At 61.3% G+C, this 19,805-nt stretch carries 19 protein-coding genes; 7 read left to right on the top strand and 12 right to left on the bottom strand.

Translation table 11 applies throughout. From position 1 onward, the window contains the following. Positions 1 to 2: 2 nt before the first annotated feature. Complete coding sequence (locus ICY20_RS03290) at positions 3 to 902, top strand: polysaccharide deacetylase family protein (protein ID WP_194936911.1); 900 nt, start codon at positions 3 to 5, stop codon at positions 900 to 902. Between the two features lie 140 nt (positions 903 to 1,042). Here the strand turns inward: ICY20_RS03290 and pcaC are convergent, their stop codons facing one another. The 9 genes from pcaC to pcaR form a co-directional block, all read right to left on the bottom strand. Further along, positions 1,043 to 1,441: a 4-carboxymuconolactone decarboxylase gene (gene pcaC / locus ICY20_RS03285; RefSeq protein WP_159962313.1), complete on the bottom strand. Its 399-nt coding sequence runs from the start codon at positions 1,439 to 1,441 to the stop codon at positions 1,043 to 1,045. A 173-nt stretch (positions 1,442 to 1,614) separates the two neighbouring features. Next, complete coding sequence (gene pcaD, locus ICY20_RS03280) at positions 1,615 to 2,406, bottom strand: 3-oxoadipate enol-lactonase (protein WP_194936910.1); 792 nt, start codon at positions 2,404 to 2,406, stop codon at positions 1,615 to 1,617. Positions 2,407 to 2,416: 10 nt separating this feature from the next. Further along, positions 2,417 to 3,772, bottom strand: coding sequence for a 3-carboxy-cis,cis-muconate cycloisomerase (locus ICY20_RS03275; RefSeq protein ID WP_194936909.1), 1,356 nt, complete (start codon positions 3,770 to 3,772; stop codon positions 2,417 to 2,419). 10 nt (positions 3,773 to 3,782) lie between these two features. Beyond that, the gene (locus ICY20_RS03270) at positions 3,783 to 5,078 is read right to left on the bottom strand and encodes an MFS family transporter (protein WP_012722673.1); all 1,296 of its coding nucleotides are present in this window, start codon (positions 5,076 to 5,078) and stop codon (positions 3,783 to 3,785) included. A 189-nt stretch (positions 5,079 to 5,267) separates the two neighbouring features. Continuing rightward, positions 5,268 to 5,834, bottom strand: a complete 567-nt coding sequence (pcaG, locus tag ICY20_RS03265) for a protocatechuate 3,4-dioxygenase subunit alpha (RefSeq protein WP_159962310.1) — start codon at positions 5,832 to 5,834, stop codon at positions 5,268 to 5,270. Position 5,835: 1 nt separating this feature from the next. Further along, entirely contained in the window at positions 5,836 to 6,540 is a 705-nt protein-coding gene (gene pcaH / locus ICY20_RS03260; RefSeq protein ID WP_159962309.1) for a protocatechuate 3,4-dioxygenase subunit beta, read from the bottom strand. Positions 6,541 to 6,564: 24 nt separating this feature from the next. Then, positions 6,565 to 7,770 (bottom strand): 3-oxoadipyl-CoA thiolase, encoded by a 1,206-nt coding sequence (gene pcaF, locus ICY20_RS03255; RefSeq protein ID WP_194937098.1) that lies wholly within the window; start codon positions 7,768 to 7,770, stop codon positions 6,565 to 6,567. Positions 7,771 to 8,045: 275 nt separating this feature from the next. Further along, positions 8,046 to 9,386, bottom strand: coding sequence for an MFS transporter (locus ICY20_RS03250; protein ID WP_159962307.1), 1,341 nt, complete (start codon positions 9,384 to 9,386; stop codon positions 8,046 to 8,048). Between the two features lie 147 nt (positions 9,387 to 9,533). Beyond that, a complete protein-coding gene (gene pcaR / locus ICY20_RS03245) occupies positions 9,534 to 10,376 on the bottom strand; it encodes a pca regulon transcriptional regulator PcaR (RefSeq protein ID WP_159962306.1) in 843 nt (280 codons plus the stop codon). 544 nt (positions 10,377 to 10,920) lie between these two features. Between pcaR and ICY20_RS03240 the strand changes: the two genes are divergently transcribed. Further along, a complete protein-coding gene (locus ICY20_RS03240; protein WP_003189295.1) occupies positions 10,921 to 11,121 on the top strand; it encodes a hypothetical protein in 201 nt (66 codons plus the stop codon). Between the two features lie 314 nt (positions 11,122 to 11,435). After that, complete coding sequence (locus ICY20_RS03235) at positions 11,436 to 12,911, top strand: inorganic phosphate transporter (RefSeq protein WP_122487937.1); 1,476 nt, start codon at positions 11,436 to 11,438, stop codon at positions 12,909 to 12,911. A 273-nt stretch (positions 12,912 to 13,184) separates the two neighbouring features. On the opposite strand, the gene ccoM is transcribed toward ICY20_RS03235, so the two are convergent. After that, positions 13,185 to 13,301, bottom strand: coding sequence for a cytochrome c oxidase subunit CcoM (gene ccoM / locus ICY20_RS28295; RefSeq protein WP_003172387.1), 117 nt, complete (start codon positions 13,299 to 13,301; stop codon positions 13,185 to 13,187). Between the two features lie 143 nt (positions 13,302 to 13,444). Next, positions 13,445 to 13,606, bottom strand: a complete 162-nt coding sequence (locus tag ICY20_RS03230) for a hypothetical protein (RefSeq protein ID WP_194936908.1) — start codon at positions 13,604 to 13,606, stop codon at positions 13,445 to 13,447. 129 nt (positions 13,607 to 13,735) lie between these two features. On the opposite strand from ICY20_RS03230, the gene ICY20_RS03225 reads away from it, so the two are divergent. From ICY20_RS03225 to ICY20_RS03215, 3 genes are all read left to right on the top strand, one after another. Then, on the top strand, positions 13,736 to 14,602 hold the full coding sequence (locus tag ICY20_RS03225) for a LysR substrate-binding domain-containing protein (protein WP_194936907.1): 867 nt from the start codon (positions 13,736 to 13,738) through the stop codon (positions 14,600 to 14,602). Between the two features lie 89 nt (positions 14,603 to 14,691). After that, complete coding sequence (locus ICY20_RS03220; RefSeq protein WP_159962304.1) at positions 14,692 to 15,162, top strand: RidA family protein; 471 nt, start codon at positions 14,692 to 14,694, stop codon at positions 15,160 to 15,162. Continuing rightward, positions 15,159 to 16,340, top strand: coding sequence for an aminotransferase class V-fold PLP-dependent enzyme (locus ICY20_RS03215; RefSeq protein WP_194936906.1), 1,182 nt, complete (start codon positions 15,159 to 15,161; stop codon positions 16,338 to 16,340). The genes ICY20_RS03220 and ICY20_RS03215 overlap by 4 nt, the downstream gene beginning before the upstream one ends. Here ICY20_RS03215 and ICY20_RS03210 read toward each other — a convergent pair. Further along, a complete protein-coding gene (locus tag ICY20_RS03210; RefSeq protein WP_159962302.1) occupies positions 16,337 to 16,678 on the bottom strand; it encodes an aspartate-semialdehyde dehydrogenase in 342 nt (113 codons plus the stop codon). The two genes, ICY20_RS03215 and ICY20_RS03210, sit on opposite strands and share 4 nt — an antisense overlap. 219 nt (positions 16,679 to 16,897) lie before the next feature. Between ICY20_RS03210 and rapA the strand changes: the two genes are divergently transcribed. Beyond that, a complete protein-coding gene (gene rapA, locus ICY20_RS03205; protein WP_159962301.1) occupies positions 16,898 to 19,744 on the top strand; it encodes an RNA polymerase-associated protein RapA in 2,847 nt (948 codons plus the stop codon). Positions 19,745 to 19,805 lie beyond the last annotated feature (61 nt).

Genomic DNA, 19,805 nt, shown 5'->3' with positions numbered 1-19,805 from the left:
CCATGAAACCCTTCCTACGCGCAACTGCCTTGTTTGCCCTGGCCCTGAGCCTTGTCGGCTGCATCGGCGCGCCCATCGCCCTGACGCCGCAGACCGAACAACGCCTGCAAACCCAGGCGCCGATCCGCTTTCTGCTGACCTTCGATGACGGCCCCAGCGCCTCGGGCTATAACAACCCGAGCCGTTCAGTGGTGGCCGACCTGGCCAACAACCCGATATTGCCGGGGATCAAGGCCGTGTTCTTTTTGCAGACCGAAGCGGCTCGCTCGGGCGGCAGTTCGCGGGGTCGCAAGACCATGGAGCGCGAATACGCTGGCGGTCATATCCTGGCGTTTCACACAGCCACCGGTTTTCACACCAACCACCGCTGGCTAAACAACGCCGAGCTGGAAAGCACCCTCGCCCAGGGCGCTGCCGACATTGCCGCGATCACCGGCAAACCGCCACTGCTGGTACGCCCGCCGTTCTGGAATTACGACCGTCGTACCTTTGCCGCCTACCAGCGCCATGGCATGCATGTATTGCTCACGGACTTGAGTGCCAATGACGGCAAGATCTGGGGGTTCAATGGCAGCCCACGTCGCCGCGCCAATCTCATCCGGCAGCTCTCGGTGGTGCGTGAACGCATTGCCCTGGGTGAGTTGCCGACGGTGGATGGGGTGATCCCGGTGGTGGTGACGTTTCATGACATCAACCGCTATACGGCGCGGCATATGCAGGAGTACTTGCAGATACTGCTCGATAGCGCGCAGATCACTGGTGTGAAGACGGCGGCGCAGCCGTTTTATACCGACCGTGACGTATTGGAGCGGGCGGCATTGGCGAGATCGGTCAAGGATGTGACTGAGCCGGTGAACCTGCCGGGCGTGTGGAACTGGGTGTGGGATGCTGATTCACACTGATACACCGAAGCCCATGTGTACACCGGAACAAATGTGGGAGGGGGCTTGCCCCCGATGGCGGTGCATCAGTCAACTGATCTTTAGCTGACCCACCGCTATCGGGGGCAAGCCCCCTCCCACATTTTGATCGCGTTTCAGGTTCAGGATTGTTGGCGGGACTCGACGCCCAGTTCATCCCACACCGATTCAGCCAGGTGAAACGTCGCATTCGCCGCTGGTATCCCGCAGTAAATCGCGCTCTGCATCAGCACCTCTTTGATCTCGGCACGGGTCACCCCGTTGCTGGCGGCGGCGCGCAGGTGCAACTTCAATTCGTCTGTACGGTTCATGCCGATCAACATCGCGATCGTGATCAGGCTGCGGGTGTGCCGAGGCAGGCCGGGGCGGGTCCAGATATCACCCCAGGCATGGCGGGTGATCATCTCCTGAAACTCGCTGTTGAACTCGGTCAGGGCATTGAGACTGCGGTCGACATGGGCATCGCCCAGCACTTCGCGGCGCACTTGCAGGCCGTCGGCATAACGTTGTTTCTCGTCCACAAAAAAGCTCCTCGATAATTTTGTGGTGAGCGGGCTTGCCCCGCGCTGGGTGGCGAAGCCGCCCCATTGCAGGCACTGTACATGTACCTGATACACCGGGGCGCCGGTTTTAGGGCTGCTTCGCAGCCCAGCGCGGGGCAAGCCCGCTCACCACAGCAAGCCCGCTCACTACATTAATGGGCCAGCAGGAATTCGAGTACACACTCACTGAACGCCGCACCGGCCTGCACATTGGACAGGTGCGCCGCATAGAACTCGGCGTACTCGGCACCTTGCACGTGGTTCTGAATAAAGTGCCCGCCCGCCGGTGGCGTGACCGCATCTTCGGTGCCGGCAATGATCAGGGTCGGTACTTTGATCGACGCCACGTGCTCTCGAAAATCCGCATCGCGCACGGCGGCGCAGTTGGCGGCATAACCTTCGGGCGATGTAGCGGCCAGCATGTCGGTGATCTGGCGAGCCTGGTGCGGGTTGGCTGCCGCAAAGTCAGGAGTGAACCAGCGCGCAATCGACGCATCCCGCAAGGCCTCCATCGCCGCCGCGCCATCGCGCAACACGGTCTCGATACGCGGGTTCCAGATCTCAGGCGTACCGATTTTGGCGGCGGTGTTGCACACCACCAGGCGGTGCAGGCGCTCGCCGGCATGGATGCCCAGCCATTGGCCGATCAAGCCGCCCATGGACAAGCCGCAGAAATGAGCACGCTGGATATCCAGTGCGTCCAACAGGGCGATTACGTCACGGCCCAGTTGCTCGATGCTGTAGGGCCCTTCAGTGACCAGGGATTTGCCATGGCCGCGGGTATCAAAGCGCAGCACGCGAAAATGCTCGGTGAAGGCCGGGATCTGGATGTCCCACATATGCAGGTCGGTGCCCAACGAGTTGGAGAGCACCAGCACCGGCGCATCCACAGGCCCGTCGAGTTGGTAATGCAGTTCGCCATCGGCGAGTTGTACAAAGGCCACGGTGGTTCCCTCAAGCAAAGTGTTCGGCGACTGCACGGGTGACCCAGGTTTGCGCCTGGCCCAAGTAGTGAGCCGGGTCGAGCAGGCGGTCGAGTTCGGCCGCTGACAGCTCGGCGGTGATCTGCGGTTCATCCGCCAATACGGCACGCAGGTGGCGCCCCTCGGCGACGGCGCGTTTGCAGCAGTGTTCCAGCAGGTGGTGCGCCGTCTCGCGACCCAGGCGTTGGGCCAGCACGATGCTCACGGCTTCGGCGAGGACCAGGCCTTGGGTCAGGTCAAGGTTTTGGCCCATGCGCTCGGCGTCGACTTCCAACCCTTCGCTCACCAGCAATGCCTGCTGCAACGCCCCGGACACCAATCGGCAAATCTGCGGCAAGGTTTCCCACTCAGCATGCCACAAACCCAGGCTGCGCTCGTGCTCTTGGGGCATGGCGCTGAACATCGTCGCCACCAGGCCTGGCACACGGGTCGCCGCGCTGATCAGCACCGCAGCGCCCACCGGGTTGCGTTTGTGCGGCATGGTGGACGACCCGCCTTTACCCGGCGCCGAGGGTTCGAAGACTTCCCCCGCTTCGGTCTGCATCAACAAACTGACGTCGCGGCCCAATTTGCCAAGGCTGCCGGCGATCAGGCCGAGCACGCTGGCAAACTCCACCAGGCGATCACGCTGGGTGTGCCAGGGTTGCTCGGGCAGCGTCAATTGCAACTGCGCCGCCAAGGCTTCGGCCACGGGCATGGCCTGTTCTCCCAGCGCAGCCAGGGTGCCGGAAGCACCGCCAAATTGCAGCACCAGCAGACGCGGCTTCAGCTCGGCAAGGCGTTGGCGACTGCGGGTCACCGCCCCCAGCCAACCGGCGACCTTCATCCCCAGGGTGACCGGTGTCGCATGCTGCAACCAAGTACGCCCGGCCAACGGCACAGCGGCGTAACCCTGGGCCTGGGCGGCGAGAATGTCCCCCAGCCGCGCCAAGTCTGCTTCGATCAATTCCAACGCCTGTCGAAGTTGCAGCACCAGGCCGGTGTCCATCACATCCTGACTGGTAGCGCCCAAATGCACATAGCGTTCGGCCCCTGCATCTTCGCTGGCAACCAACTTGCCCAGCGCCTTGACCAGCGGAATCGCTGAATTCCCCGCCGTGGCAATCGCCATGCCGAGGGCGTCCACGTCGTACAGCGACGCCAGACAGGCCTGGGCAATCGGGGCCACGGCAGCCTGGGGGATCAGCCCCACTTGGGCCTCGGCGCGGGCCAGCCCGGCTTCGAAATCCAGCATGCCCTGCAAGCGTCCCTGGTCGCAGAACACTTCGGCCATGCTGCCCGCCGTGAAGTAAGCGTCGAACAATTGGTTGCTCGTGCGCAGCGTCATATCGCGTTCCTTACAGATCGTGGTGCAAGTACTCGGCCTGTTTCGGCAAGCGCAAGCTGAACAGGAAAGCCACCGCCATCATGCCGGTGACGTACCAGTAGAAGGTGTTTTCCATGCCCATGGATTTGAGGCCCAGGGCCACGTACTCCGCCGAGCCGCCGAAGATCGCGTTGGCCACCGCATACGCCAGGCCAACACCGAGGGCGCGCACGTGCGGCGGGAACATTTCTGCCTTCACCAGGCCGCTGATGGAGGTGTAGAAACTCACGATGGCCAACGCCAGCGAGATCAGCACAAACGCCAGGAACGGGCTGGTGACGGTTTTCAGCGTGAGCAGGATCGGCACGGTGCACAGGGTACCAAGGGCGCCGAACCAGAGCATCGAGTTGCGACGGCCGATCTTGTCCGAGAGCATGCCGAACAGCGGCTGCATGCACATATACACAAACAGCGCACCGGTCATGATGTAGCTGGCGGTCTTGGCGTGCATCCCGGCGGTGTTCACCAAGTACTTCTGCATGTAAGTGGTGAAGGTGTAGAAAATCAGCGAGCCGCCGGCGGTGTAGCCCAGCACGGTGATGAACGCGGCCTTGTGGTTGCGAAACAGCGCGGCGATGCTGCCGGCGTCCTTGTCCTGGCGCATTTCCTTGCTGGTGGTTTCTTTGAGGGTGCGACGCAGCAGCAGCGAGATCACCGCAGCAATGGCGCCGATCACAAAGGGAATGCGCCAGCCCCACGCACGCAATTCTTCTTCGGTGAGGATCTGTTGCAGGATCACCACCACCAGCACCGCCAGCAGTTGCCCGCCGATCAGGGTCACGTACTGGAACGAGGCAAAGAACCCACGCTGGCCCTTGAGCGCGACTTCACTCATGTAGGTCGCGGTGGTGCCGTACTCGCCGCCCACTGACAAGCCCTGAAACAGGCGCGCCACCAACAGCAACGCCGGCGCCCAGGCACCGATGTCTTTGTAAGTGGGCAAAAAGGCAATCACCAGGGAGCCGGCGCACATCATCAGCACCGAGATCATCATCGAGTTTTTACGGCCGTGTTTGTCGGCCACTCGGCCAAACAGCCAGCCGCCAATCGGGCGCATCAGGAACCCGGCGGCGAATACGCCAGCGGTGTTGAGCAGTTGCACCGTAGGGTCGTCCGACGGGAAGAATGCCGGCGCAAAGTAAATGGCGCAGAAGGCGTAGACGTAGAAGTCGAACCATTCGACGAGGTTGCCGGAGGAAGCACCGACAATCGCAAAAATCCTTTTGCTGCGTTCTTCTCCGGTGTAATGACTCGTTGTTGTTGTCATGGTTTTTCACTCAAGGGGAACGGTTATAGCCTAGACATACTTTGCAACAAGCTCGTTCCGCAACAAGACCTTTGGATGTGTGGTGACAGTCAGGGCCTCATCGGGGGCAAGCCCCCTCCCACATTTTGATCTGTGAACACATTCGAATGTGGGAGCTGGCTTGCCTGCGATGGGGCCCTATCAACCACCTCAGTAATCGAAGAACACGGTTTCTTTATCTGTGCCCTGCAACACCACATTCCACTGATGCACACCCTCGGCATCCGCCTTGGCAATCAAAGTACCGCGCCGCTCGGCCGGCACACACGCCAACAACGGGTCATCCCCATTCAGCGCCTCACCCTCAAAATAAATCCTTGTCAGCAGGTGCTTCACCAACCCACGGGCAAACACCAAGACCACCAGGTGCGGCGCCTGGGTCGTGCCTTTCAAGCCCGGCACAGCGCCCGGCTTGATGGTGGTAAAGCGAAACCGCCCTTCCCCATCCACCGGCACGCGGCCAAAGCCTTCGAAGTTAGGGTCGACGGCCTTGTCTTGCTCATCTTCGGGGTGGTCGTATTTGCCGGCGGCATTGGCCTGCCAGACTTCGAGCATGGCGTCGTTGACGACATCACCGTTGCCATCCACCACTTGCCCGCTGATCGCCACGCGCTCGCCCAGGGTGGCGGCGGTGGTCAGGTCTTCGCGGTTCAGCCAGGTCAGGCCGATGTGGTAATACGGCCCAACGGTGTGGGACGTGGTCGCGTTGAGGGTCATCTCATTTCTCCATCGGCGTGGCATCGCGGCCGCGCAGGATGATGTCCCAGCGGTAGCCGAGGGCATAGGAAGGAATGGTTTTTTCCAGATCGAAACTGGCGATCAGGCGCTGTTTGGCCGAGGTGTCAGGCACGCAGTTGTAGATCGGGTCGTATTCGAGCAGCGGGTCACCGGGGAAGTACATCTGCGTGACCAGCCGCGTCAGCACGCTTGGGCCAAACAGCGAAAAGTGGATATGCGCCGGGCGCCACGCGTTGTGGTGATTGCCCCACGGGTAGGCGCCGGGCTTGATGGTCTGGAACTGATACCAGCCCTCGGCGTCGGTGACGGTGCGGCCGGTGCCGGTGAAGTTCGGGTCCAGCGGCGCGTCGTGCACGTCGCGTTTGTGGTTGTAGCGCCCGGCGGCGTTGGCCTGCCAGATCTCCACCAGAATGCCCGGCACCGGCAGACCATTTTCATCCAGCACGCGGCCGTGAATGATGATGCGCTCGCCCTGTGGCTCGCCGTCATGCTGGGCAGTAAGGTCGTTGTCCTTCTCATTGACGCGCTCGGCGCCGATGGTCGGGCCGGTGATCTCCGACAACGAATGGGGCAGAAACACCAACGGCTGGGACGGCGAACGCACGTTCGTCGATTGGTAGGCCGGGTGCAGGTAATCAGGTTGGGTGCCCGCTTGCGGGCGCCGGTAACCGGGCTTGTCACTCATGGTGCAGTCCTCTCTTATTCAAACTTAAACGCGTTCAATCGCCAGGGCCAAGCCTTGGCCGACGCCCACGCACATGGTCGCCAGGCCTTTGCGGCCGCCGGTTTTTTCGAGTTGATGCAGGGCCGTCAGCACCAGCCGCGCCCCGCTCATGCCCAACGGGTGGCCGAGGGCGATGGCACCGCCGTTCGGGTTCACCTGCGGGGCATCATCGGCGATACCCAGCTCACGCAGCACCGCCAAGCCTTGGCTGGCGAAGGCTTCATTGAGCTCGATCACATCGAAGTCGGTAACGGCCAGGCCCAGGCGCTCTACCAGCTTGCGCACCGCCGGCACCGGGCCAATGCCCATCACGCGGGGGGCAACACCGGCGCTGGCCATACCGAGTACGCGGGCGCGGGCGGTGAGGCCATGCTTTTTGACGGCTTCGGCAGAGGCCAGGATCAGCGCTGCTGCGCCATCGTTAACGCCGGAGGCATTGCCCGCCGTCACGGTTTTATCAGGGCCGTTGACCGGTTTGAGTTTGGTCAGGGCTTCCAGCGTGGTGTCGGCCCGTGGATGTTCGTCGTGCTCGACCACTGTCTCGCCTTTTTTATGGGCGACACGCACCGGCACGATTTCTTCGGCGAAAAAGCCTGCGGCTTGGGCGGCGGCGGTGCGTTGCTGGCTGCGCAGGGCGAAGGCGTCCTGGTCAGCGCGGGACACCTTGTAGTCGTCGGCGACGTTGTCGGCGGTCTGCGGCATCGCATCCACGCCGTATTGGGCCTTCATCAGCGGGTTGATAAAACGCCAGCCGATGGTGGTGTCTTCCAGCTTCATGTTGCGCGAAAACGCTGCATCGGCCTTGCCCATCACGAACGGCGCGCGGGACATCGACTCGACGCCACCGGCAATCGCCAGCTCCATTTCGCCGCTGGCGATGGCGCGAAAAGCGGTGCCGATGGCGTCCATGCCCGAGGCGCATAAGCGGTTGAGGGTGACGCCGGGAATGCTCTCAGGCAGGCCAGCGAGCAGCAGGGCCATGCGGGCAACGTTGCGGTTGTCTTCGCCGGCCTGGTTGGCGCAGCCAAAGAACACCTCGTCCACTGCGGCCCAGTCCACCGAGGGGTTGCGTTCGATCAGGGCCTTGAGCGGCAGTGCCGCCAGGTCATCGGCACGCACGGTGCAGAGGCCACCGCCGAAACGGCCGATGGGGGTACGAATGGCGTCACAGATAAAGACATCACGCATCAGGTTTCTCCCGGGGCTTGGCCATGGGCCGCCGCCGTACGGATCGAAAAAGACGCTGAGAGAGCGTCGAGTGGCATGAAGGTTAAGGCGCGGCCTGGGGGCAGACAATCCGATAATCGACGCAGTGTTCGGTTATCGAACGGATTGTTGTGCCGGCTGTACTCGGTCAATGTGCGAGGGGGCTTGCCCCCGATAGCGGTGGTTCAGTCACCTTATCCATAACTGACACTCCGCTATCGGGAGCAAGCCCCCTCCCACCTGTTTAACCGTGGCGAGCCTCAAGTGGCATCAGCGTGGCTGACCATGCCTTTGATAATCACCGCTGCGGTAGCCAGCGCCGCCGGAATCACCAACGCCGTCAGCACTTGCTCGAAATTCCAGCCCAACCCCAGCAACGTGGCGCCCATCCAGGCGCCGAGGATCGCGCCGAAGCGGCCGATACCCAGCATCCACGACACGCCCGTGGCACGGCCTTGGGTCGGGTAAAAACGCGCCGCCAGCGATGGCATTGCCGATTGCGCCCCGTTGACGCACATGCCGGCAATCAACACCAACGTCGCCAGTACCGTGATATTGCCCAGGCTCTGCCCCACCGCGTAGGCAAACACCCCGGCCAGCAGGTAGAAGGTGCCGATGACCTTGTGGGGGTTGAACCGGTCCATCGCCCAGCCCACGCCCACGGCGCTCAGCACGCCGCCAAATTGGAACAACGCGCCAATAAACGCGGCCTGTTCCATGCTGGCGCCGCTGTCGCGCATCAGGGTTGGCAGCCAACTGGTGAGCAGGTAAACAATCACCAGGCCCATAAAGTAGGTGAGCCACAGCAACAAGGTGCCTGCGCTGTAGGTACCGGAGAAGATCACCGCAAACACGTTGCGGGCCTTCACGGTTTTTTGTTCCGGCACGCTGAACGCTGAGGCCTGGGCGACGATGGTCGGCTCGATGGGTGAGAGGGTCTTGCGCACTTTGTCGGTGCCGCGGTTGCGCACCACCAGGTAACGCGCTGACTCCGGCAGCCACAGCACCAACACGACCACCAGGATCAACGGCAGGATGCCGCCGATCATCAGCAAGGCGTGCCAGCCAAACGCCGGGATCAGCTTGGCGGAGATAAAGCCACCCCCGGCCATGCCCAGGTTGAAGCCGCAGAACATGCTGGTCACCAACAACGACTTGTGGCGCTCGGGGGTGTATTCGGAGAGCAGCGTCGTTGCATTCGGCATGCCCGCCCCCAGGCCCAGCCCGGTGAGAAAGCGCAGTACCAACAGTTGATCAACGTTAGTGCTGTAGGCCGACGCCAGGCTGAAGGCGCCAAACACCAGCACCGCGCCCACCAACACGACTTTGCGGCCGAAACGGTCTGCCAACGGGCCAGAACCGAGCGCGCCGAAGACCATGCCGATCAAGGCGGCGCTCATCACCGGGCCCAGGCTGGCGCGATCGATACCCCAATCCTGGGACAACGCGGGCGCAATAAAGCCCATGGCAGCGGTGTCGAGACCGTCAAGGAAAACGATGAGGAAACACAGGATCACCACGCGCCACTGATAGCGAGACAGTGGCTGGGCGTTGATAAAGGACTGCACGTCCAGGGTAGTACCGACAGATGGCTGATTCATTATTGTTATTTCCACACCGATGGCGGGCTGGCGACCTGGGGTCGCCATTATTATTGGGGGCGCTCAAAGCAGCGCTGCCGCACATTAATAAGTCAGGGGAAACACCGTCAATTGATCAGGCCGGGATCTGTGCGGTCACCGAACACCTTAGGCAAACAGCTGCGCACTGAGCTCACGACTGGCAGTGAGCATGCTCGGCAGGAAGCGCTGCTCCAAGTCGGCGCGGCTGACCCGACCGGCGTGGGTGCTGACATTGAGGGCGGCCAGCACTTGGCCAGACGCGTCGTACACCGGCACGGCGATGGAGCGCAGGCCTTGTTCGAGTTCCTGGTCGACGATGCACCAGCCCTGCTGCCGGACCTGTTGCAGGCATTCGAGCAATGCATCCGGGCTGGTCAACGTGCGGCTGGTCTTGGTTTGCAGGTCGGCGTGATCGAGGTATTCGTGCAGCGAAGCGTCATCCAGCGCTGCCAGCAGGATGCGGCCCATGGAGGTGCAATACGCTGGCAGGCGCCCGCCTACCGACAAGTCCACGGAAATAAGGCGCTGGGTCGTGGCCGAACGGGCGATGTAGAGAATGTCATCGCCTTCGAGGGTGGCCATGTTGCACGCCTCGTGCAGTTGCTCACTCATGCGGTCCAGATAGGGCTGGGCCGACACGGCCAATGGTGTGGAAGACAAGTAGGCATGGCCCAGGGTCAGCACCTTGGGCAACAACGAATACGTGCGGCCATCGGTGGTGGCGTAGCCCAGTTTGATCAGGGTATGCAGGCAACGGCGCACGGCGGCGCGGGGGATTTCGGTGCGGTGGCTGATCTGCGCGATGGTGAGATGACGTTTACGCTCCTGGAATGCCTGCACCACGGCGAGGCCACGGGCCAGGGAGGTCATGAAGTCCGGGTCACCGGTGAACGCCTGGATACGCTTGGCCGCTGAAGCAACGATCGGCGGCGCCACCGACGCAAAAGAGTTGCGCAATTGATCGTTCATATCGGGGTCCTTTCTCTTATTGTCGACCGCAAGGGATGGTTACTGGCTATTACAAGCCGCGCAGACCGGGATGCACAAGGCAGGGCCAGCAACATTGGGCGATTATCGGACAGCTATCCGATAATCGCAATTTTGCGCGGCGCCGAACCGAGCCCGTAATACGCGTTTAAATGGGGGTTAACAGCGCCGTCTGTCGCGAGGAATTTATGACGCCAATCTTTCAGCAAATACCGACACCGGCGTGTAACAAAACCCTCACACGAAGTTGACGCTTTTTAACTTTACGCTGATAGTGTTATTCAAATGCGCCGCTATAATGCACCTTGTGCGGAGGTCGGCCCGGTTTCACTATCGGGAGCAGAGCTCGCCAAGTCATGCACAGGCTGTGCATGGTCGGTCGCAACTACCTGCCTCGAATGACAGCTATAACAACGGGTTTCTGTTAGCTGCTTTAAACTTGAACGGTTCAAGTTGGAGTATGCCAAGGGCCGAATTCAGGCATCACGCTGCAATGTAATTACACTCAACTCAATTAGGTAACGATGTGACGAAAGATGAACTGCGCGCGGAACTTGAGCGCCAGGAACAACGTTACAAGGATGTTTACGGCGGGGAAGTCACCACCTACGCCGCCCAGCCTGAACCTGAACGCAAACCATGGCGCAAGCGCGCCAGCCTGCTCGACCAGGCATTTGCCCAGGAAATCCAAAAGATAGAACAGGAACTCAAAACCGAGGAGCCATAAGCGACTCGGTTTGAACCGCTAAGGTTTGGCCTCGGATGCTAGCGCACCGCCAGCATCCGGCCACCTTGCATCTCACTTGCACCAGCGAAATTTCATACAAATGTTTCAGACATGACGTTTTCGTGACAATCCGCACCGATTCCCGCCCTCCGCTTTACAAATCAAAGACTTGTCAAACCCCCGAAAACCCTGGGATGCGCGCCTTTCCTACCTGATTTTCTAATGAAGATTGTGACCGATGAGCAGCTAGTGCATCGATTACCGAGGTTTTCTGGCATAATCGCGCCCCCTTACGACCGGGTCAGAAAACCTTCATGATCGATTTATTCAGCGGACTGGATGCTTGGGTTCTAGTGAGCCTGTTGCTCGCCCTGGCCTTTGTCCTCGCCTTCGAGTTCATCAATGGCTTTCATGACACCGCTAACGCGGTGGCCACAGTCATCTATACCAAAGCCATGCCGCCGCACCTGGCCGTGTTCTTCTCCGGGGTGTTCAACTTCCTCGGCGTGTTGCTCGGCGGTGTGGGCGTCGCCTACGCCATCGTGCACTTGCTGCCGGTGGAGTTGCTGATCAATGTGAACACCGGCCACGGCCTGGCCATGGTCTTCTCGCTATTGGCAGCGGCAATCACCTGGAACCTGGGCACCTGGTACTTCGGTATCCCGGCTTCCAGCTCCCACACCCTGATCGGCTCGATCCTCGGTGTAGGCTTGGCCAACGCCCTGATCAACGATATCCCCCTGGCTGACGGTGTGAACTGGCAGAAAGCGATCGATATCGGTGCCTCCCTGGTGTTCTCGCCGATGGCCGGTTTCCTGGTCGCAGCCCTGGTGCTGATCGGCCTGAAATGGTGGCGCCCGCTGTCGAAGATGCACAAGACGCCGGACCAGCGCCGCAAGCTCGACGACAAGAAGCACCCGCCGTTCTGGAATCGTCTTGTGCTGGTGATTTCGGCCATGGCTGTGAGCTTTGTGCACGGTTCCAACGATGGCCAGAAAGGCATCGGTCTGATCATGCTGGTGTTGATCGGTATCGTCCCAGCCCAGTTCGTACTGGACCTGGGCAGCACCACCTACCAGATCGAACGTACTCGCGACGCAACCCTGCACTTGAACCAGTTCTACCAGCGCAACCACGAGACCCTCGGTGAGTTCCTGGCCCTGGGCAAAAGCGTGAAGAACGATCTGCCGGGCAAGTTCCAGTGCAACCCGCAACAGACCGAGCCGACCATCGAGGCGCTGCTGGGCACATTGAAAGGTGTCTCCGACTACCATTCGCTGACCGCTGACCACCGCATCGAAGTACGTCGCTACCTGCTGTGCCTGGACGATACCGCGAAGAAAGTCGGCAAGCTGCCGGGCCTGGAAGCGCGTGAGAAGTCCGACCTGGACAAACTGCGCAAAGACCTGACTGCCACCACTGAGTACGCCCCGTTCTGGGTCATCCTCGCCGTTGCACTGGCCTTGGGCCTGGGCACCATGGTCGGCTGGAAGCGTGTGGTACTGACCATCGGTGAGAAGATCGGCAAGCAGGGCATGACGTACGCCCAGGGCATGTCGGCACAGATCACCACCGCGACCATGATTGGCTTTGCCAACATCTTTGCGTTGCCGGTTTCTACCACTCACGTGCTGTCGTCGGGCGTGGCCGGTACGATGGTCGCGAACAAAAGCGGCCTGCAAGGCGGCACCGTCAAGACCATCCTGATGGCCTGGGTGCTGACCCTGCCAGCAACTGTTGGCCTGTCGGCCGGGTTGTTCTGGTTGGCGTCGAAGGCGCTGGGCAGCTGATAGCCAGCCCCGCATAAAAAAGGTGCGATCCGCGAGGGTCGCACCTTTTTTTATGCCTATGAGTTGATCTCAAGCCGAATCAGATTCAAATGTGGGAGCGGGCTTGCTCGCGAATGCGGTGTGTCAGTCAGCACATCTGTTTCTGATACACCGTATTCGCGAGCAAGCCCGCTCCCACAGGAGGCCGGTGTTGTTTATTAAATTTTGCGCACAAAAAAAAGGGCGACCGAAGTCGCCCAAAATGCCTTGCGTGCTCATGTAACCCGAAAAGACTTAAGGTTTTTTACGCTTGTTCGCGTCTTTCCAGATAAAAATTCCAAACCCTACAAAAAACAGCACCATGAGGCTGACCGTCAGCACTCCGGCAAATACCACATTATCGATAAACATGACCGGCCTCCTGCACTTGCCCTGTTGCGATAGGGCTAAGTTAATCGAGAAGACGGATTGGAAAATTGACGGGGATCAATGTCGCCCGCAACGGGGCGTAAAGAAGGGCAATAACTGACCTGCATCAAGGGATGCAGGTTGTCTCAACGCTTTTTCGGTTTGTTCTTGGTTTTTTTCTTAACTTTGCCGAGCGGCATCGCGTGTTCAAACGCCTGGCGCACTTCATTGAGGCGCTTGTCATTCAAGTCGTGGACACGTTTGGCCCGTTCGGCATTCAGGTCGATCAGCTTGTCGTCATCACTCATGGCTTGGCTACGTCGTGGCGGGAATGCCTCAATAATGCGGCCTGCCCCGCCCCACCGCAAATCTACGGGCGACAAAATGCAGGTCAGCGCCCAAAATCGGCATTTTCCCAGGTCAGGAGATGCACCCCGGTGGCACTGCACAAGGATCTTCCACCGTTGCTGGCCCTGCGCGCCTTCGAGGCCGTGGCGCGGCATTTGAGCTTTATCAAGGCGGCCAACGAATTGTCGGTCACCCAGAGCGCGTTGAGCCACCAGGTACACAAGCTTGAGCAACACCTGGGCAAACCGCTGTTTATCCGACGCACCCGCGCCATTGATCTAACTGCCGACGGCCAGCAGTACTACGACGAGATCCGCCCTGCTCTAGATGCCATTGCCGCCGCCACGCGCAGCCAACGGGTCGCGCCGAGCATCACGGTATTGCGTATTGGCTTGCTGGCGTCCTTCGCCACGCTATGGCTGGCACCCCGCCTGGCTGAGTTTCTTAACCGCTACCCGCATATCCAGGTGGAGTTGTTACCGGCGATTCAACTGGCCAATGTTGCTGGCGCCGAAGTCGACCTGGCCATCCGCTATGGCAAAGGCGACTGGCCCGACGTACACGCCACACGCCTGATGCCGGAAGTGATCTCGCCGGTTTGCAGCCCGGCGTTCAAGGCCCGGCATGATAGCCCGCTGCTGATGGCCACCTCGCACCGGCCGTTCGAATGGACCGATTGGTCCGAGCACTACCACGTCGACCTCGCCCAGCATCCCCGCGTCATGCTGCACGACTACAATATCGTGGTCGAAGCCGCCGTGGCCGGCCAGGGCATCGCCATGGGCCGCCACCGCCTGATCGAACGCAGGCTCAAGGACGGCAGCCTCGTTGAAGCCTTCGACTGGCCGCCCTACCACAGCGAAATCGGCTACTGGCTGATCGCCCCGCAAGGCCGGGCCAGTGAAGCGGCCGAGTGTTTCAGCCAGTGGTTGAAGAAAGCTTGCTTTGATACGTGAGATATTTCGATACGTCGTGTGAGATCTATGCGTTTGTCGCCCATCACGCCAGCCAACATGCTCAACCCTCTACCCCTTGAGGATTGATCATGAGCCACTCCCTGCGCCAACGCGTCCAAGCCCTCGGCCTGACGCTGCCGACTCCGAGCCAGCCGGCTGCCAACTACGTCAACGCTGTGATCAGCCAGAACCAGCTGTTTGTCTCCGGGCAAATCCCCTTGATCGATGGCGTGCCAGCCTACATAGGTCGTCTGGGCGAATCCCTCAGCAATGAAGAAGGCACCCAAGCGGCTGAGCTGGCGGCGCTCGGCCTGCTGGGCCAACTGAGCGAGGCGTTGGGGGATGACCTTTCGCGCCTGGTGCGCACGCTGCGCCTTGGGGTATTTATTGCCAGCAGCGCCGACTTCAAACAGCAAAGCGCAGTCGCCAATGGCGCCTCCAACCTGCTGGTCAACGCCCTGGGCGACAAAGGCCGGCATGTGCGTACGGCCGTCGGCGTTTGCAGCCTGCCTGCGGGTGTAGCGGTGGAGGTTGACGCCATTTTCGAGCTGCTGCCGTGAGCCCGCTGCACATCCACAGCCTGCGGGAGGCTACGCCCGGCTGCCAGTCCGGCATCGTGCACTTCAATCACGCCGGCGCCTCCTTGCCCAGCCAGGCAACCCTCGACACAATCATCGGGCAACTGCAACGCGAGGCCCGCGATGGCCCGATGGAGGCCAGCGAGCACGGCGCCGTGGTGGTGGAAAGCGCCCGTAGCGCCGCTGCGCAATTACTCAACGCAGCCGCCGCCTCAATTGCCTTCGCCAGCAGCGGCTCGACCGCCTGGAACCTGGCGTTCCAGGCCTTGGGCCCTTGGCAGCCCGGCGACCGCATCCTGGTAGGTCGCCACGAGTGGGGCGGCAACCTGGCAAGCATGCAAGTCGCCGTGCAAGCCGGCGCTCGCGTGGAAGTCATCCCCTGCGATGCCACCGGCGCCGTTTGCCCACAGGCGCTGGAGTCGATGATCGACGACCGCGTAAAGCTGATCGAGCTCACCTGGCTGCCGGCCAACGGCGGCCTGATCAACCCTGCCCAAGCTATCGGCGCAGTGGCCAAGCGTCATGGCATCCCCTACTTCATCGATGCCGGCCAAGCCGTCGGCCAAGTGCCCGTGGATGTGCAGGCGTTGCAGTGCGATGTGCTCAAGTCGGCGGGCCGCAAACACCTGCGCGGGCCACGGGGTACGGCGTTGCTCTATGTACGCCCGGCGTTTGTGCAGCACTTGAACCCGGCCCAGCGCGACGTGTTTTCGGCCCCCTGGAGCGCCGACGGTTTCGACCTGCGCAGCGACGCCCGACGTTTTGAAACGAGCGAGGCGTCGTTCGCGCTATTGGCGGGGTTGGGCAATGCCTTGCAGGAGATGAACCGATGGGGAATCGAGCGGGTCTGGGAAAGCGTCTCACACACCAGCGCGCGAATCCGCCAAGGCTTGCGTGAGATTCCGGGCCTTACCCTGCATGATCTGGGCACCTGTCACTCAGGCTTGATCGCCTTCAACCTCAGCGGTTGGGACGCCTTTGAACTCAAGCGCCGGTTGGGTTTGCAGCGCATCAATATCGGCGCCAACGGTGTGGCCTACACACCGTTGGATATGCAGGCCAGAGACCTTGCCAGCGTTGCGCGGGTTTCTGTGAGCCCGCTCAACAACGACCAGGACATCGAGCGGTTGCTGGCGGCCCTGCGAGCACTGCGCGATTAAACCTCAATGTCTACCCACAGCCCCTGGCGTGGCGCGTCTTCGATCAGCGGGATCACCGGCACAGTGTTGTCGGCATTGAGCAAATCCCCCGGAATCGCCAGGTGCTGCTCCGAATCCTCATCAGCTTCACGCCGACGTTTTTGCTGCTCTTGCTGGCGACGCTGCTCTTCGCGCAGCAGAAAGGTCGACTGCTCAGCGTCGCCCTTTTTCAGATCGATGGTGCTTTCATTGGAACCCGGCTGCACTGGCACCACGGGCGGAATGTCCGGCTTCTGGCGCACCGGATCAAGTTGTGACGTAACCGGCACAACGCTGACGGGCAGCATGGGTGGCAGCATAAGGTTTACTCTCCTGGTCAACAGGCTGTCGGCGGGTTGCAGGGCGACTTGAACACCCGCTCGCCAAGCTGTGACCCAGTCGACACTCCCAAGTGCCCGCCACCCGTCGTTTCACCTGCCGATCACCCACTCAAACGGAGTAGTTTTTGTCAGAGTCCTTTGGATGAGGGGCTTGTTCCGTTAAGATAGTCGGCTTTTTCACGGCGGGAGTCAGGCAGCATGGCGCAGCAGTATCAACCGGGGCAACGCTGGATTAGTGACAGCGAAGCAGAGCTGGGGTTAGGCACCGTTCTGGCACAGGACGGCCGCTTGTTGACCGTGCTCTATCCGGCCACTGGCGACACTCGCCAGTATGCGCTACGGAATGCGCCCCTCACCCGCGTGCGGTTCTCGCCGGGCGACAGCATCACCCATTTCGAAGGCTGGAAAATGACCGTACAGGAAGTCGACGACGTCGACGGCTTGCTGGTCTACCACGGCCTCAATGGGCAGAACGAGCAGGTCACCCTGCCAGAAACCCAACTCTCCAACTTCATCCAGTTCCGCCTGGCCAGCGACCGTCTGTTCGCCGGGCAGATCGACCCGCTGGCGTGGTTCTCGCTGCGTTACCACACCCTGGAACACACCAGCCGCCAATTGCAGTCCTCGCTCTGGGGCCTGGGTGGCGTGCGTGCGCAACCGATTGCTCACCAACTGCACATCGCCCGCGAAGTCGCTGACCGTATCGCGCCACGGGTATTGCTGGCCGACGAAGTGGGCCTGGGCAAGACCATCGAAGCCGGTTTGGTGATCCATCGCCAACTGCTGTCGGGCCGTGCCAACCGCGTGTTGATCCTGGTGCCGGAAAACCTGCAACACCAGTGGCTGGTAGAAATGCGCCGCCGCTTCAACCTGCAAGTTGCACTGTTTGACGAAGAGCGCTTTATCGAAAGCGATGCCACCAACCCCTTCGAAGATACCCAACTTGCATTGGTGGCTTTGGAATGGCTGGTGGACGACGAGAAGGCCCAGGACGCGCTGTTCGCAGCCGGTTGGGACTTGCTGGTGGTCGACGAAGCCCACCACTTGGTGTGGCATGAAGAAAAAGCCAGCCCCGAATACGCCCTGGTCGAGCAACTGGCCGAAGTGATTCCCGGCGTGCTACTGCTCACCGCCACCCCGGAGCAATTGGGCCAGGACAGCCACTTTGCCCGTCTGCGCCTGCTCGACCCGAACCGCTTCCACGATCTCGCCGCCTTCCGCGCCGAGAGCGAAAACTATCGCCCGGTGGCCGAAGCCGTGCAGGAGTTGCTGGACAAGGGCCGCCTGTCGCCAAAAGCCCACGCCACCATCCAGGGTTTCCTCGGCAACGAAGGTGAAGCCCTGCTCACCGCCGTCAACGATGGCGACACCGAAGCCAGCGCCCGCCTGGTGCGTGAGCTGCTTGACCGCCACGGCACCGGTCGCGTGTTGTTCCGTAATACCCGTGCTGCCGTGCAAGGCTTCCCGGAACGTAAGCTGCACGCCTACCCGCTGCCAAACCCGGACGAATACCTGGAGCTGCCGCTGGGCGAACACGCCGAGTTGTACCCGGAAGTCAGCTTCCAGTCCCAGCCGGACATCGAAGAAGAAAACCGCTGGTGGCGCTTCGACCCACGGGTCGAGTGGCTGATCGACCAGCTCAAAATGCTCAAGCGCACCAAGGTGCTGGTGATCTGCGCCCACGCCGAAACCGCCATGGACCTGGAAGACGCCCTGCGCGTTCGTTCCGGCATTCCGGCCACGGTGTTTCACGAGGGCATGAACATCCTCGAACGTGACCGCGCTGCCGCCTACTTCGCTGATGAAGAATTCGGCGCCCAGGTGCTGATCTGCTCCGAGATCGGCAGCGAAGGCCGCAACTTCCAGTTCTCCCACCACCTGGTGCTGTTTGATCTGCCGTCCCACCCCGATCTGCTGGAACAGCGCATCGGCCGTCTGGATCGGATCGGCCAGAAACACGTGATCGAACTGCACGTACCGTACCTGGAAACCAGCCCGCAAGAGCGCCTGTTCCAGTGGTACCACGAGGCGCTGAACGCCTTCCTCAACACCTGCCCGACCGGCAACGCCTTGCAGCATCAGTTCGGCCCGCGCCTGCTGCCGCTGCTTGAAAACGCCGACGATGGTGAGTGGCAAGCCCTGATCGACGAAGCCCGCGCCGAGCGCGAGCGCCTCGAAGAAGAGCTGCACACCGGTCGCGACCGCCTGCTGGAGCTCAACTCCGGTGGTGCCGGTGAGGGCGACGCATTGGTCGAGGACATCTTTGAGCAAGACGACCAGTTCGCCCTGCCGATCTACATGGAAACCCTGTTCGACGCCTTTGGCATCGACAGCGAAGACCATTCGGAAAACGCGCTGATCTTGAAGCCCAGCGAAAAAATGCTCGACGCCAGCTTCCCCCTGGGCGACGACGAAGGTGTGACCATCACCTACGACCGTAACCAGGCACTGTCGCGTGAAGACATGCAGTTCATCACCTGGGAACACCCGATGGTGCAAGGCGGCATGGACCTGGTGCTGTCCGGCTCCATGGGCAACACCGCCGTGGCGCTGATCAAGAACAAGGCACTCAAGCCGGGCACCGTGTTGCTGGAACTGCTCTACGTCAGCGAAGTGGTTGCACCGCGCGCGCTGCAACTGGGCCGCTACTTGCCACCGGCCGCCCTGCGCTGCCTGCTGGACACCAACGGCAACGACCTGTCGAGCCGCGTGTCGTTCGTGACCTTGAACGACCAGCTCGAAAGCGTGCCACGGGCCAGCGCCAACAAGTTTATCCAGGCGCAGCGCGACCAGCTGACGCCACGGATCAACGCCGGTGAAGAGAAGATCACCCCGCGCCACACTGAGCGTGTGGCCGAGGCCAAGCGACGCCTGGCAGCCGACACCGACGAAGAACTGGCGCGCCTGACCGCGTTGCAGGCGGTGAACCCGACCGTGCGTGACAGTGAGTTGGTGGCGTTGCGTAACCAGCGTGAGCAAGGGTTGGCAATGCTGGATAAGGCGGCGTTGCGACTGGAAGCGATCCGGGTATTGGTCGCCGGTTGATCGTTGCTTGAAGTAAAGAAGGCCCGCGCAATGCGGGCCTTCTTTTGTCTGCCTTGAGGGC

The organism is Pseudomonas pisciculturae (assembly GCF_015461805.1).
GTDB classification, from domain to species: domain Bacteria; phylum Pseudomonadota; class Gammaproteobacteria; order Pseudomonadales; family Pseudomonadaceae; genus Aquipseudomonas; species Aquipseudomonas pisciculturae.
The sequence above is the reverse complement of the archived record's forward strand: the minus strand, read 5'-3'. Positions and strand labels throughout refer to the sequence as shown.